The sequence below is a fragment of the Achromobacter sp. T5-5 genome, assembly GCF_055397965.1.
Map to the genome: position 1 here is coordinate 4,333,949 of NZ_AP027919.1, position 12,673 is coordinate 4,346,621.

Genomic DNA, 12,673 nt, shown 5'->3' on the forward strand with positions numbered 1-12,673 from the left:
CCCCGGCGCGTCAGAAATCCAGTTCGATGTCGACCACGTCGCCCACTTTCAGCCGCGCGCCGGCCGGCGCATCCACGATGGCGTTCTGGCCGAACACGACGCCGATATCCAGATTGCGGTAACCCGCCAGCGTGCGGCCCGGCTCTTCATATTGCTGGGCCGTGCGCTGGTCGATGTCGGGAATCGAACAACGGGTGCAGGGCTTGACGAACGCCATCCGTACGCCCCCCGCCGTGATCATGGCCGTGTGGTCTTCCTCGAAGGCCTCCCATTCGCCCTGGACCACGATGTTGGGACGGAACCGGTCCATCGGCACCGGGGCCGCCCCTTTGGCCTGCAGGCGGGCGTTCAGGTCGTCCAGCGAGGCTTGGTTGGCGATCAGGAGCGGAAAACCGTCGGCAAAACCGAAGTGGTGTTCCCCCACGAAGGCATCGGCCAGATCGGGATGCGCGTCGGCCCAACGCGATACCCAGTCGGGCTTGGCGTTGCGGCGCGCAGCGGCATCCACCTTGAGCAGGCGGCACGGCGTCTTGAGGAATTCGGACAGCCACCGTTCTGCGGCCGCGCCTTCGCGCCGGGCGGAAATGGTGTCGCTCCACACGCCCACCGTTTGCGCCTCGCCTTCCAGTCCCGATCCGTCCAGGGCGACCTCCAGGTCCGCCATGCCCGGGGCCGACAGGCGCAGCGCGTCCGCCGAGAGCGCCGTGCGGATCAGCGCCATGGCCGGCCATTGCCGCTGCGTCATGAACTGGCCGCTGTCATCCACGACCATCCAGCGCCGGTCATGCGCCAGGCCCGCGCGGTCGATGGGAGATTCGGTCAGGTCGATGCCCGCGCAGGATTTGACGGGATAGATGTGCAGGCTGAGGATACGGGCAGACATGGCGGCGATGGCTCAACGGGTTGCGAATGCCGCAGAGAATACAAGAAATGCGGCGCGCCGGGCCGCCGGCAAGAGACAAAAAAAAGGCCCGGGACGGGCCCGGGCCAGGTGTGGACGGCGGATGCTCAACCGCCAACCAGCTTCAACGCATCCAGCGGCGTGACCGCCTTGAATCCCTTGCGCGTCGCGATGTGCTCGGGACGCGGGGTCAGCCCATACTTGGGCGGGTTCAGGGTGTTCTCCATGCTGTTGTAGACCATGAAGACATTGGCGCGCGGCCACGGCGAAATGTTGCTGTTCGAACCATGCATCGTGTTGCAGTCGAAGAACACCACGGAGCCGGCCTTGGCCGTCATCGTGCGAATGCCGCCCTGCTCCACCAGCAGTTGCAGGCTGACAGGATCCGGCACGCCGTATTCCTGCTTCTTCAGCGATTGCTTGTAGTGCTCGTTCGGCGTCTCGCCGACGCACGAGATGAACTGGCGGTGCGAGCCCGGCACCAGCATCAGGGGGCCATTGCACTCGTTGTTGTCGGTCAGCAGCACCGAGCAGCTGAGCGCGCGCATCGAGGGCATGCCGTCCTCGACGTGCCAGGTCTCGAAGTCCGAATGCCAGTAGAACTCCTTGCCCTTGAAGCCCGGCTTCATGTTGGCGCGCGACTGGTGGATGTAGACCTCGGAACCGAGGATCTGGCGCGCCACGTTGACCAGGCGCGGATCGCGCACCAGGCGGGCCAGCATGGGGTTGAGCACGTGCACCATGAAGATGGAACGCACGGCGTTGCTGCCCGGCTCGGTGATGGCCTCTTCGCGGCGCACGATCGACGGATCACGCGTCATGCGCTCGACCTCGGCCGACAGGGCGCGCACTTCGGCTTCCGAGAACAGGTTTTCCAGCAGCAGGAAGCCGTCGCGGTCATACTGGCCGACCTGCTCGTCGGACAGCGCGCTGGCGTACTTGCCGTCTTCATAGACGACGGGATCCTGGCGGGAAATGATGGCGGAACCACGATCCGTACGGGAGGCGTACGGATCCTTCGCGGGTGAGATCATGCGAACCTCCTATTTTCAGGCCGCGACGGCATCGGGTAGCGCGTAGACACCATGCTCGTCGTGCACTTCCTGGCCGGTCAGCGGCGGATTGAAGACGCAGATGACGCGCAGCGGCTCCTTGCCGCCGCACAGCCAGTGCTCGTCGTGTTCGTTCAGCGCGTAGACCACGCCGGGGCCCAGTTCATACTTTTTGCCGTCGGCAATGGTCTCGATCGAACCGTCGCCCTCGATGCACCACACCGCTTCAAGGTGGTTCTTGTAGTGGATGTGCGTGCGGCCGCCCGGAAAAATGGTGGTCTCATGGAAAGAAAAGCCCATGCCATCCTTCTTGAGCAGCACGCGGCGGCTGACCCAGGTGTCGGTGCGGACTTCGTCGGCGGTGCCGATCACATCTTTGACATTGCGTACGATCATTGACGTTTTCCTCCAAATTTCAGGATGCGGGCAGACTGCCCCTCATCGGCCAGCGCTTCGGCCACGCTGGCCTCGATCAGATCCAGGCCCTTGGCCAGCAGGTCTTCCTCGATCGTCAGCGCGGGCAGCAGCTTGAGCACTTCGTCATGCGCGCCCGAGGTTTCGATCACGACGCCCTTCTTGAACGCGCATTGGGCAATGCGGTTGGACAGCGCCGGGGTGGTGTTGGACACCAGGCCCTGGATCAGGCCGCGGCCGCGCGCCGACAGGCCGGCGTTGGGATAGCTGTGCACCAGGTTCTCGAGCCAGTCGCCCACCAGGCGCTCCTTGCGCTGGATGTCGGCGGTGAACGCGGTGTTGGTCCAGTAGGTTTCCAGCGCCTGGGTCGCGGTGACGAAGGCAAGGTTGTTGCCGCGGAACGTGCCGCTGTGGGCGCCCGGTTTCCAGATGTCCAGCTCGGGCTTCATCAGCACCAGGGACATCGGCAGGCCGAAGCCGGAGAGCGACTTCGACAGCGTGATGATGTCGGGACGGATGCCGGCGGCCTCGAAGCTGAAGAACGTGCCGGTGCGGCCGCAGCCGACCTGGATGTCGTCCACGATCAGCAGCATGTCGTGCCGCTTGCACAGCTTTTCCAGCTCTTTCAACCAGCGCAGCGTGGCCACGTTGACGCCGCCTTCGCCCTGCACCGTTTCCACGATGACGGCGGCCGGCTTGTCCAGGCCGCTGCTCGGATCTTCCAGCATGCGTTCCAGGTACGACATGGTGTCCACGTCCGGACCGAAGTATCCGTCGTAGGGCATGAACGTCGTGTTGCCCAGCGCGTAGCCGGCGGCGTCGCGAAACTTCATGTTGGCCGTGGCGGCCAGCGAGCCGCCGGTGACGCCGTGAAAACCGTGCGTGAACGAGATCACATTGGGACGGCCCTTGACCTGGCGCGCGATCTTCAGCGCGGCTTCGACGGCGTTGGTGCCAGTCGGGCCGGTGAATTGCAGCGTGTACTGCCAGTTGCGCGGCTTGAGCAGCACGCGATCCACCGTCTCAAGGAAACGCTTCTTCGCGCTGGTGGCCATGTCCAGGCCATGGACGACGCCGTCCGCCTGCACATACTCCAGCAGCTTTTCCTTGAGAACAGGATTGTTGTGGCCGTAGTTCAGCGTGCCTGCGCCGCTGAAGAAGTCGATGTATTCGGCGCCATCCTCATCGATGAGCGTCGAGCCCCGGGCCTGATTGAATATCACGGGAAACGACCGAATGTAGCCCCGCACTTCAGACTCCATACGGTCAAAGATCTTCAAGTCCATGATTAATCCTCCCTTTTCATCTCATAAATTGACAGACGGCCAGCTCCCCTCCGGGTGCGGCAGGCGCATCCGGACGGTGTGAACCATCCCGGTAAATCGATAAGCCCGACCGGCTTGCTGCGTCCCTAGGGGGACGGCAAAGTGAACGGACCTATCCTCAACAGCATCTCGTCGTCGTGATCCGCGCCGCCGAAGAGTTGCCGGTCGAAGAACGGCTGCTCGGAGACGTGGGCGCCCACCTCGGCGGCCAGGCCGGCGAAGGTGCGGCGCGAAGCCTGGTTGTCAGGCCCCACCGTGGTTTCAAGATAGCGGACATGCGCCAGGTTCTTGCGCTGCAAGAGTTCCCGGAGCATGGCGCGGCCAAGGCGATGGCCGCGAGCGCGGGCGTGCACCGCAACCTGCCAGACGAACAGGACGTCTGGACGGGACGGGTCCACATAAGCGGAAATAAAACCATTGATGCGTCCCCCGGCGCTTTCAGCCAGGACGCAGGTGTCGCGAAAGTGCTCGCACAGGAGCAGGTACGCGTAGAGGGAATTCAGGTCGAGTGGCGGGCACTCGGAAATGAGGCGGTGGATGGCGGCGCCGTCTTTGCGGTCGGGCAGACGCATGGTGTGGGTCTGCGCGCTGACTGCCGGCGCCACGGCACTTGAGAGTGTGGGGGTGTCCAGTTCGTTTTTCTTCATGCAACGATTCCCGATTCTGGTGGTGCCCCGCCCGTGGGCACTTCAAGGATGGGCGACGACACGTCGCCATGCGTGTCGACTGCGGCCTGACCATCCTGTTCCATGAGCGCCACGATGCGCTCCAGGGACAGGGTGATGGTGGCCTGTTCCAATTCCGGCAAGGCGTTGAGCGCGTCGGCCAGGTGCTTTTGCAGCGGCGACGGCGCGCCTTGCGCCAATTCACGTCCCGCCTCGGTGGCGGTGACGAACACGATGCGGCGGTCTTCACGACCGCGCTCGCGGCGGATCAAGGCCTTGTCTTCAAGGCGATCCAGGATGCCGACCACGGTGCTGGGACTGACGTGCATCTCGCGGCTGATCGCCGTGGCCGTCATGGGCCCGTTGGCGATCACCGTGCGCAGGCACATCAATTGCGGCGCGGTGATGTGGCTGACCGCGGACAACTGGCGCGAATGCAGGGCGATCGAACGCGTGATGCGGCGCAGGGCTCGCAAAATGCGCAGGTCGTACTGCTGTGAGGTTTCGGTTTTCGCGGCGTCAGTCATGGTTGCGGGTGGTTCGGACAAAATAATTTCAACACGAATGATATGCGCCCGATTAATTCGAGTCAAACAAAAAGGCGCCGCACGATGTAAATAAATGAACGCGGATTTGCCGAGGATCGCTGCAGTATGGCCGCACTTATGGGGTGCCGGGGGGGTGTCGGGCTGCCGCGACCGGGGGCCGGACGCAGCGCAGCACGGGGAAGCCCCTATAAAAAACATATGTTTTGTTTCATTGGTTTTATTTATCATATGTTTTTTTAACGCCCCCCTCCCCGCCCTCATGTCCCTGCCGTCATCCCTGCTCGCCACACTTCAGGAAAAGCTGGAGCAATTGCCCCCCGAGTTGCAGCGGGCGGCGCATTGGGTGGTGGCGCATCCCGCGGAGGTAGGCCTGTGGTCGATGCGGCGCCAGGCGCAGGCGCTGGGCGTGGCGCCGGCCACGATGCTGCGACTGGCGCGCGCGGTCGGCTACGCCAGCTACGAAGACTTCCGCCAACCCTTTCAACAGGCGCTGGTGGGGCACGGACAGCCCGGCCTGCGCGACCGCGCCGCCGCGTTGCAGGCCGCGGCGGGCGACCCCGCCGAACCTGGTCCCGATGTCCTGACCGACTACCAGGTCCAGGCCATGTCCTCGGTGTGCACGCTGAACCCGCCCGCGGCGTTCGACGCAGCGGTGCAAACGCTGCTCGAAGCCCGCCAGGTCGGATTCCTGGGGACGCGCTCGGCCTTCGGCATCGCATTCCAGATGCGCTACGCCTACCAGCTTGTGCGGCGCAACAGCGTCCTCATCGACGGACTGGGCGGCGCGCCCGCGGAGCAGACCGACAACCTCGGTCCGGAAGATGCGCTGATCGTCATCTCGCAGGCGCCCTACCCCACCGCGACGGTCCAGCTCGCGCGCCAGGCGGCGCAGCGCGGCGTCGCCCTCGTGGCGTTGACCGACGACCCGCTCTCGCCGCTGGCCGTGGACGCGCGCCACACGCTGCGCTTTGCGCCGCCCGACCGCGACGGCGTGCAGGCGCGCCCGGCGCGCCAGGGCCCGGGCTCGTTTTTCCACACCACCGCGGGCCTGCTGGGACTGGCTGAACACCTGATCGCCCGGCTGACCGCGCGCGGCGGCGATGCGGTCCTGAACCGCCTGACCGAGGTGGAGGCGCGCCTGCGCGCGGACAACGTCTACTGGAGCGGCGCGCCTGCGCGCCGGCCCGGCTGAGGCCCGGGGCCGCAGCCGTTCTCAACCCTTGATCCATGGAAAACCGCAGCATGAGCCAGACACACGTCCTGCATCGTTCCCTACGCCAAACCCCTCCCGTCGCCGTGCGCGGACAGGGCGTCTGGATCCATGACAGCGCTGGCCGCGCCTATCTCGACGGCTCGGGCGGCGCCGCGGTGTCCTGCCTGGGTCACAATCACCCGGACGTGCAGGCCGCCATGCATGCCCAGATCGATGCGCTGGCCTACGCCCATACCGGCTTTTTCACGACCGACGTCGCCGAACGACTGGCCGACCGCCTGGTGGCGGATGCGCCGGCGGGCACCTCACACGCCTACTTCGTCTCCGGCGGCTCCGAAGCCGTGGAAGCGGCCTTGAAGATGGCGCGCCAGTATTTCGTGGAAATCGGCCAGCCGCAGCGCCGGCACATCATCGCGCGCCGGCAGAGCTATCACGGCAACACGCTCGGCGCCCTGGCGGTCGGCGGCAATGCGTGGCGCCGCGCGCAGTTCGCGCCGCTGCTGATCGACGTGGCGCACGTGTCGCCCTGCTACGCCTACCGCGACCAGCGCGACAACGAAAGCGCCGAACAATACGGCGAACGGCTGGCGCAGGAGCTGGAGGAAACGATCCAGCGGCTGGGGCCCGACAGCGTGATGGCGTTCGTGGCCGAACCGGTGGTCGGCGCGACCGCCGGCGCCGTGACGCCGGTGCCCGGCTACTTTCCACGCATCCGCGAGGTCTGCGACCGCCACGGCGTGCTGCTCATCGCCGACGAGGTGATGTGCGGCATGGGCCGCACTGGCACGCTGTATGCCGTCGAACAGGAGGATGTGACGCCAGACCTCATCACCATCGCCAAGGGCCTGGGCGGCGGCTACCAGCCGATCGGCGCGGTCATGGCGCAGGGTCGCATCGTCGACGCCATGCAGCAGGGCAGCGGCTTCTTCCAGCACGGCCATACCTACCTGGGCCATGCGACAGCCTGCGCGGCCTCGCTGGCGGTCCAGGACGTGATCCGCCGCGACAACCTGCTCGAACGGGTGCGCATCCAGGGCGCCGGCCTGCGGCAACGGCTGGAAGCCGCGCTGGGCAACCATCCCCACGTGGGTGATATCCGCGGACGCGGCCTGTTCATGGGGGTGGAACTCGTGCGGGACCGCGCCACCAAGCAGACCTTCGACCCGGCGTTGGCGCTGCACGCGCGCGTCAAGCGCGAAGCCATGGCCCGCGGCCTGATGGTGTATCCGATGGGCGGCACCATCGACGGCCGCCAGGGCGACCACGTGCTGCTCGCGCCCCCCTTCATCATTTCCGACGATGAACTGGACCAACTGACGGAAAGGCTCGCCGGCGCGATCGACGCGGCGATAGCCCAGTCCGGCGCCTAGGCGCCGCCTGCGCGCGCGACGGCGGGTTCCGCGCGCGCCGCCCGCCGACAGCGGGCACGTGATGATTCAGCACAGGGCAATCCGCGGCTCGCGGGCTGCCAACACCGCCGGCACAGACCGGCAATCACACGGGGAAAACCCCCAAAAGGAGTTTGCATGACCAGGTCTTTCAAACACCCCTTGGGCCATCGCAATGCCTGGACACTCGCCGCGGCGGGCCTGGCAACGGCATTGCTGTCCACGGCGCCGGCTCCGGCCGCCGCCCAGCAGAAGTTCGTCAGCATCGGCACCGGCGGCGTCACCGGCGTCTACTATGCGGCGGGCGGCGCCATCTGCCGCCTGGTCAACAAGGACCGCGCCAACCACGGCATCCGCTGCTCGGTCGAATCGACCGGCGGTTCGGTCTTCAATGCCAACACGATCAAGGCCGGCGAGCTTGACCTGGGGGTCGTGCAATCGGACGTCGGCTTCAATGCCTACAACGGTGAAGGCCAGTTCAAGCAGGCGGGCCCCTTCACCAAGCTGCGCTCGGTCTTTTCGATCCATCCCGAGCCATTCACCGTCGTGGCGCGCAAAGAGTCCAACATCAAGGGATTCGAAGATTTCAAGGGCAAGCGGTTCAACGTGGGCAATCCGGGATCGGGCACGCGCGCGTCGATGGAAGAGCTGCTGGCCACGATGGGCTGGACGATGAAGGATTTCTCGCTCGCGTCGGAGCTGCGCCCGGACGAGCATGGCTCGGCGCTGTGCGACGGCAAGATCGACGGCTTCTTCTATGGCGTGGGCCACCCGTCCGCCAACATCCAGGATCCCACGACGAGCTGCGGCGCGAAGCTCGTGCCGTTGACCGGCCCGGCCGTGGACAAGCTGGTTGAAAAGTACCCCTACTACGCCCACGCAACGATTCCGGCCGGGCTGTATCCGGGCAATCCGCAAGCGACCCAGACCTACGGCGTCACCGCCACCTTCGTCACCTCGGCCGACGTGCCCGAGGCCACGGTCTACATCGTGGTCAAGGCCGTCTTCGACAACTTCGAAGATTTCAAGAAGCTGCATCCCGCCTTCGCCAACCTGAAGGCCGCCGACATGGTGAAGAACGGCCTGTCCGCGCCCCTGCATCCGGGCGCCGCGAAGTACTTCAAGGAAAAGGGCCTGCTCTAAGGCCCGTCGCAGCCGCGCCTGCGGCCCCGGGGGCATCCGCCTCGGGCCGCGAGCGCCGTCCTTGCGCGCGCCTGGCGCGCGGGGCGGCTCATCGCGCGCCAACGCGTCGGCGCGCGCCACGATACGCAGGGGAATTTCATGACAAACGAGTCGCACACGCCGACCCCGAACCTGGAACAGCTGGTCGCCGACGCGGACCGCGGCGGCCGCGACGCGCGCGGCATGGCCGGCGCCACGCTGGCCGCCGGCGCGCTGCTCTGGTCCTTCTTCCAGCTCTGGTACGCCTCGCCGATCCCGTTTTCGCTGAACTGGGGCATCTTCAACGACACCGAGGCGCGCGCGCTGCACCTGGGCACCGCCATGTTCCTGGGCTATCTCGCCTATCCGGCCAGCAAGCGCTCGGCCCGCGACCGCATGCCCTGGTATGACTGGGTGCTGGCCCTGGCGGCGGGCTTTTGCGGCAGCTATCTTTATGTCTTCTACAACGAGCTGGCGGCCCGGCCCGGCCAGCCGACGCCGCTGGACGTGGGCACCGCCGTGATCGGCCTCGCGCTGCTGCTGGAAGTGACCCGCCGGGCGCTGGGCCTGCCCATGACGGTGCTGGGCCTGGTGTTCGTGGCCTATGCGCTGGCGGGTCCGTGGCTGCCCGACGTGCTGGCCCACCGCGGCGCATCGCTCGAACGGCTGATGTCGCACATGTGGCTCACCACCGAAGGCGTCTACGGCGTGGCGCTAGGCGTATCGGTGTCGTACATCTTCATCTTCGTGCTGCTGGGCTCCATGCTCGACAAGTGCGGCGCCGGCAACTACATGATGCAGGTGTCGTTCGCGCTGTTGGGCCACCTGCGCGGCGGGCCTGCCAAGGTGGCGGTCATGTCCTCGGCGGTCAACGGCCTGGTGTCCGCATCGTCCGTCGCCAACGTGGTGACCGGCGGCATCTTCACCATCCCGCTCATGAAGAAGGCGGGCTATGGCGGCGTGCGCGCCGGCGCGATCGAAACGGCGTCCTCGGTCAATGGCCAGATCATGCCGCCCGTCATGGGCGCTGCCGCGTTCCTGATGATCGAGTACGTGGGCATCCCCTATGCCGACATCATCCGCCACGCCATCCTGCCCGCCGCGATTTCGTACGTCGCGCTCTTCTACATCGTCCACCTGGAAGCGCTGAAGCTGGGCATCCAGCCGATGATGGCGTCGGGCCCCGCCCGCACGCCGCTGCAAAAGCTGGCGGGTTGGGGCATGGGCATCAGCGGCACGCTGCTCGTGATGGGCGCGGTCTACGGAATCGGCACGGGCGTGCAGGCGCTGGCCGGGCAGGCGGCGACGCCGATCCTGCTGGCCCTCCTGGCGGTCCTTTACGTGTGGCTGCTGCGCGTGGCCGCCCGCCACCCCGACTTGCCGCAGGACATCGACATCAATCATCCCGTGCGCCCCCAGCCGTGGCCCACGGTGCGCGCCGGCCTGTACTTCCTGATTCCGATCGGCATCCTGGTCTGGTGCCTCAGCGTGGAGCAGTTGTCGGCCGGCCTGTCGGCCTTCTGGGCGGCGATGGCGATGCTGTTCCAGATGGTCACGCAGCGTCCGATCCTGGCCTGGTTTCGCAAGCAGCCGGCCGCGCCCGCCTGGCGCCAGGGTTGGCGCGACGCCGTCGGGGGCCTGCAGGACGGCGCGCGCAACATGATCGGCATCGCCATCGCCTGCGGCACCGCCGGGCTGATCGTCGGCGCCATCACGCTGACCGGGCTGGGCCTGCGCATGACGGCCTTCGTCGAACTGGTGTCGATGGGCAATGTGCTGCTGATGCTGATCTTCACCGCGGCGGTCTGCCTGGTCTTGGGACTGGGCATGCCCACGACGGCCAATTACATCCTGATGGCGACCCTGATGGCGCCCGTGGTGGTGGAGTTGGGCGCGCAGAACGGCCTGGTCATTCCGCTGATCGCCGTGCACATGTTCGTGTTCTATTACGGCATCATGGCCGACATCACGCCGCCGGTAGGGCTGGCCACCTTCGCGGCCGCCGCCATCTCCGGCGAGGACCCGATCAAAACGGGCATCCAGGGCGTCACCTACGCGGCGCGCACGGCCATCCTGCCGTTCATGTTCGTCTTCAACCCCACGCTGCTGCTGATCGACGTGAACTACGGCTGGGAGCTGGCGCTGGTGGTCGCGGGCGCCACGCTGGCGTCGCTGACCTTCGCCGCCGCCACCATGCGATGGTTCAGGGTCCGCTGCACCCTGGCGGAAGTCGCCGTGCTGCTGTTGGTCACGTTCATGCTGTTTCGGCCCGACTGGTTCATGGACCATTTCGCGCCCAGCCATGAAAACCGCCCGGCGTCCGAGATCCAGGCCACGGCAGCCGCCCTGCCCGACAACGGCCGGCTGACCGTGGTGCTCAAGGGTCTCAACCTGGAAGGCGACGAGTTGACCAAGACGGTGGCGGTCGCCCTGCCCGCGCTTGAAGCGGGCGGCGACGGCGCCGACGCCGGGCGCAAGCGGCTGGCCGAAGCCGGCTTGACGCTGATGCGCCTGGGCGACCAGATCCAGATCGGCGGGGTGCGCTTCGGCAGCCGCGCGCAACGCGCAGGCTGGGAACAGGGATGGGACGTGGTCAGCGTGAAGGCGCCCAACCCGCACCGCTGGTCCGATTTCTGGGTCTACCTGCCCGCGATGGCGTTGCTGGCCGGCATGTGGGCCTGGCAAGGCCGGCGCGACGGCGGCAAGCCGCAAGGCCGGTTGCGCACCCGGGCGGTCTAGGCTGTCAACCCTGCGCGCGCCGCCAGGCCGGCCACGCGCCGATGGTGAGCGCGCGCAGGAACCACTCCACGGGGCCGTAGGCGTGCCGGCGCAGCCACCAGGCGGACAGCGGCATCTGCACGGCGAAGATCGCGACGGCGATGACAAACGCAGCCAGCGGCGAGACGGCGGCGTACAGGCGCAGCCCCCAGGCCGTGAAAAGCCAGGCGCAGACCACGGACTGCATCAGGTAATTGCTCAGGGCCATGCGGCCCGCCGGCGCCAGCCACTCGCCCAGGCGCCGGCCCGGGCCCGTGCGCAGCGCGAGCAGGAACGCGGCGGCGTAGGAAAGGCTCAGTAACGGCGCGGTGAAAAGGCCCACGGCCAGCCCGGGCAGTTCCCACACCACGCGGGCCTGGGGCAAGGCGCTGGTCGCGTAGGCCGCGGCCCCCGCCAGCCCGGGCAACAGGCCCAGCGCGCACAAAAGCCCCAGCGCGCGGGGCGACCGCCAGGGATCCGCCAGCGCATTGCGCCGGCCCAGCGCGTAGCCCGCCAGGAACATGGCAAAGGCGAACGGCCCCTGCACGAACAGCAACGTGAACCAGACGGTCTCGGAGAGCTCTTTGATGTGTTGCGCGATCGTGGTGCCGACGGTGCCGCGGTATGCCTGGATCGAGGCCAGCGCCTCGGCCTTGTATTGCGCGCCATAGTCCACCGGCGCGGGCCCCAACAGGCTCAACGCGCCCAGGATCACCCACGCCGCCGACGCCAGCGCGATCAGCCACAGGGCGCGGCGCAGCGCGCGGCCCGGGTCCATGCGCCGGCATAGCAGCAGCGCCAGGCCCAGCAAGGCGTAGGTCACCAGGATGTCGCCCTGGTAGAAGAGGATCGCGTGGGCCAGGCCCAGCACGGCCAATCCGACAAGCCGGCGCAGGAAACGCGGCGCGAACGCCGCGCCGGCGTGTTCCGCCGCCGCCATCTGCAGCGTGAAGCTGTAGCCGAACAGGAAGGAGAACAGCAGGTAGAACTTGGTCTCGAACAGCCAGGCAACGAACCAGCGGACGGTCACGTCCACCGGACTGGACCAGGCCGGGTCCGGCACGCCCGCGCCGTAGAACGGAAACGCGAGCACGCCGATATTAACGACGAGGATGCCAAAGAGCGCAAAGCCGCGCAGGGCATCCACATGCGCGAGCCTGGGCTGGCGAGCAGCCGCGCCGCTCATGCCTGCCCTTGATGGCGAGGGCGGCGCAAGGGGCGCGCGCCGCCTGCCGGCTCAGGTATCAGG

Annotated in this window: 11 protein-coding genes; 4 read left to right on the forward strand and 7 right to left on the reverse strand. The window is 67.1% G+C overall.

What is annotated here, in order from left to right:
• Window positions 1–10 precede the first annotated feature (10 nt).
• The 6 genes from ACZ50Q_RS19665 to ACZ50Q_RS19690 form a co-directional block, all read right to left on the reverse strand.
• Window positions 11–883 carry an MOSC domain-containing protein gene (locus tag ACZ50Q_RS19665; protein ID WP_464079348.1) on the reverse strand — a complete coding sequence of 291 codons (873 nt, stop codon included), beginning with the start codon at window positions 881–883 and terminating at the stop codon, window positions 11–13.
• A gap of 125 nt (window positions 884–1,008) precedes the next feature.
• Window positions 1,009–1,935 (reverse strand): ectoine hydroxylase, encoded by a 927-nt coding sequence (thpD, locus tag ACZ50Q_RS19670; RefSeq protein ID WP_092582252.1) that lies wholly within the window; start codon window positions 1,933–1,935, stop codon window positions 1,009–1,011.
• Between the two features lie 15 nt (window positions 1,936–1,950).
• Window positions 1,951–2,349, reverse strand: a complete 399-nt coding sequence (locus tag ACZ50Q_RS19675; RefSeq protein ID WP_076519887.1) for an ectoine synthase — start codon at window positions 2,347–2,349, stop codon at window positions 1,951–1,953.
• A complete protein-coding gene (gene ectB / locus ACZ50Q_RS19680; RefSeq protein ID WP_076519886.1) occupies window positions 2,346–3,653 on the reverse strand; it encodes a diaminobutyrate--2-oxoglutarate transaminase in 1,308 nt (435 codons plus the stop codon). The genes ACZ50Q_RS19675 and ectB overlap by 4 nt, the downstream gene beginning before the upstream one ends.
• A gap of 125 nt (window positions 3,654–3,778) precedes the next feature.
• On the reverse strand, window positions 3,779–4,339 hold the full coding sequence (gene ectA / locus ACZ50Q_RS19685; protein ID WP_076519885.1) for a diaminobutyrate acetyltransferase: 561 nt from the start codon (window positions 4,337–4,339) through the stop codon (window positions 3,779–3,781).
• Window positions 4,336–4,884: a MarR family winged helix-turn-helix transcriptional regulator gene (locus ACZ50Q_RS19690; RefSeq protein ID WP_464079349.1), complete on the reverse strand. Its 549-nt coding sequence runs from the start codon at window positions 4,882–4,884 to the stop codon at window positions 4,336–4,338. Before ACZ50Q_RS19690 ends, ectA begins: the two co-directional genes overlap by 4 nt.
• A gap of 280 nt (window positions 4,885–5,164) precedes the next feature.
• On the opposite strand from ACZ50Q_RS19690, the gene ACZ50Q_RS19695 reads away from it, so the two are divergent.
• The 4 genes from ACZ50Q_RS19695 to ACZ50Q_RS19710 all read left to right on the forward strand — a co-directional run bounded on the left by ACZ50Q_RS19695 (window position 5,165) and on the right by ACZ50Q_RS19710 (window position 11,406).
• Window positions 5,165–6,097 carry a MurR/RpiR family transcriptional regulator gene (locus tag ACZ50Q_RS19695; protein ID WP_076519883.1) on the forward strand — a complete coding sequence of 311 codons (933 nt, stop codon included), beginning with the start codon at window positions 5,165–5,167 and terminating at the stop codon, window positions 6,095–6,097.
• Between the two features lie 50 nt (window positions 6,098–6,147).
• Window positions 6,148–7,488: an aspartate aminotransferase family protein gene (locus ACZ50Q_RS19700; protein ID WP_464079350.1), complete on the forward strand. Its 1,341-nt coding sequence runs from the start codon at window positions 6,148–6,150 to the stop codon at window positions 7,486–7,488.
• A gap of 156 nt (window positions 7,489–7,644) precedes the next feature.
• The gene (locus tag ACZ50Q_RS19705) at window positions 7,645–8,649 is read left to right on the forward strand and encodes a TAXI family TRAP transporter solute-binding subunit (protein WP_464079351.1); all 1,005 of its coding nucleotides are present in this window, start codon (window positions 7,645–7,647) and stop codon (window positions 8,647–8,649) included.
• A 138-nt stretch (window positions 8,650–8,787) separates the two neighbouring features.
• Window positions 8,788–11,406: a TRAP transporter permease gene (locus tag ACZ50Q_RS19710; protein WP_464079352.1), complete on the forward strand. Its 2,619-nt coding sequence runs from the start codon at window positions 8,788–8,790 to the stop codon at window positions 11,404–11,406.
• Window positions 11,407–11,410: 4 nt separating this feature from the next.
• Here ACZ50Q_RS19710 and ACZ50Q_RS19715 read toward each other — a convergent pair whose 3' ends face one another.
• Window positions 11,411–12,610, reverse strand: coding sequence for a DUF418 domain-containing protein (locus ACZ50Q_RS19715; protein WP_464079353.1), 1,200 nt, complete (start codon window positions 12,608–12,610; stop codon window positions 11,411–11,413).
• Window positions 12,611–12,673: the final 63 nt, after the last annotated feature.

What these genes read in the sequence shown, in the direction of transcription:
- ACZ50Q_RS19665 (WP_464079348.1), bottom strand. Translation starts at nt 883, where the DNA reads ATGTCTGCCCGTATCCTCAGCCTGCACATCTATCCCGTCAAATCCTGC.
- thpD (WP_092582252.1), bottom strand. Translation starts at nt 1,935, where the DNA reads ATGATCTCACCCGCGAAGGATCCGTACGCCTCCCGTACGGATCGTGGT.
- ACZ50Q_RS19675 (WP_076519887.1), bottom strand. Translation starts at nt 2,349, where the DNA reads ATGATCGTACGCAATGTCAAAGATGTGATCGGCACCGCCGACGAAGTC.
- ectB (WP_076519886.1), bottom strand. Translation starts at nt 3,653, where the DNA reads ATGGACTTGAAGATCTTTGACCGTATGGAGTCTGAAGTGCGGGGCTAC.
- ectA (WP_076519885.1), bottom strand. Translation starts at nt 4,339, where the DNA reads ATGAAGAAAAACGAACTGGACACCCCCACACTCTCAAGTGCCGTGGCG.
- ACZ50Q_RS19690 (WP_464079349.1), bottom strand. Translation starts at nt 4,884, where the DNA reads ATGACTGACGCCGCGAAAACCGAAACCTCACAGCAGTACGACCTGCGC.
- ACZ50Q_RS19695 (WP_076519883.1), top strand. Translation starts at nt 5,165, where the DNA reads ATGTCCCTGCCGTCATCCCTGCTCGCCACACTTCAGGAAAAGCTGGAG.
- ACZ50Q_RS19700 (WP_464079350.1), top strand. Translation starts at nt 6,148, where the DNA reads ATGAGCCAGACACACGTCCTGCATCGTTCCCTACGCCAAACCCCTCCC.
- ACZ50Q_RS19705 (WP_464079351.1), top strand. Translation starts at nt 7,645, where the DNA reads ATGACCAGGTCTTTCAAACACCCCTTGGGCCATCGCAATGCCTGGACA.
- ACZ50Q_RS19710 (WP_464079352.1), top strand. Translation starts at nt 8,788, where the DNA reads ATGACAAACGAGTCGCACACGCCGACCCCGAACCTGGAACAGCTGGTC.
- ACZ50Q_RS19715 (WP_464079353.1), bottom strand. Translation starts at nt 12,610, where the DNA reads ATGAGCGGCGCGGCTGCTCGCCAGCCCAGGCTCGCGCATGTGGATGCC.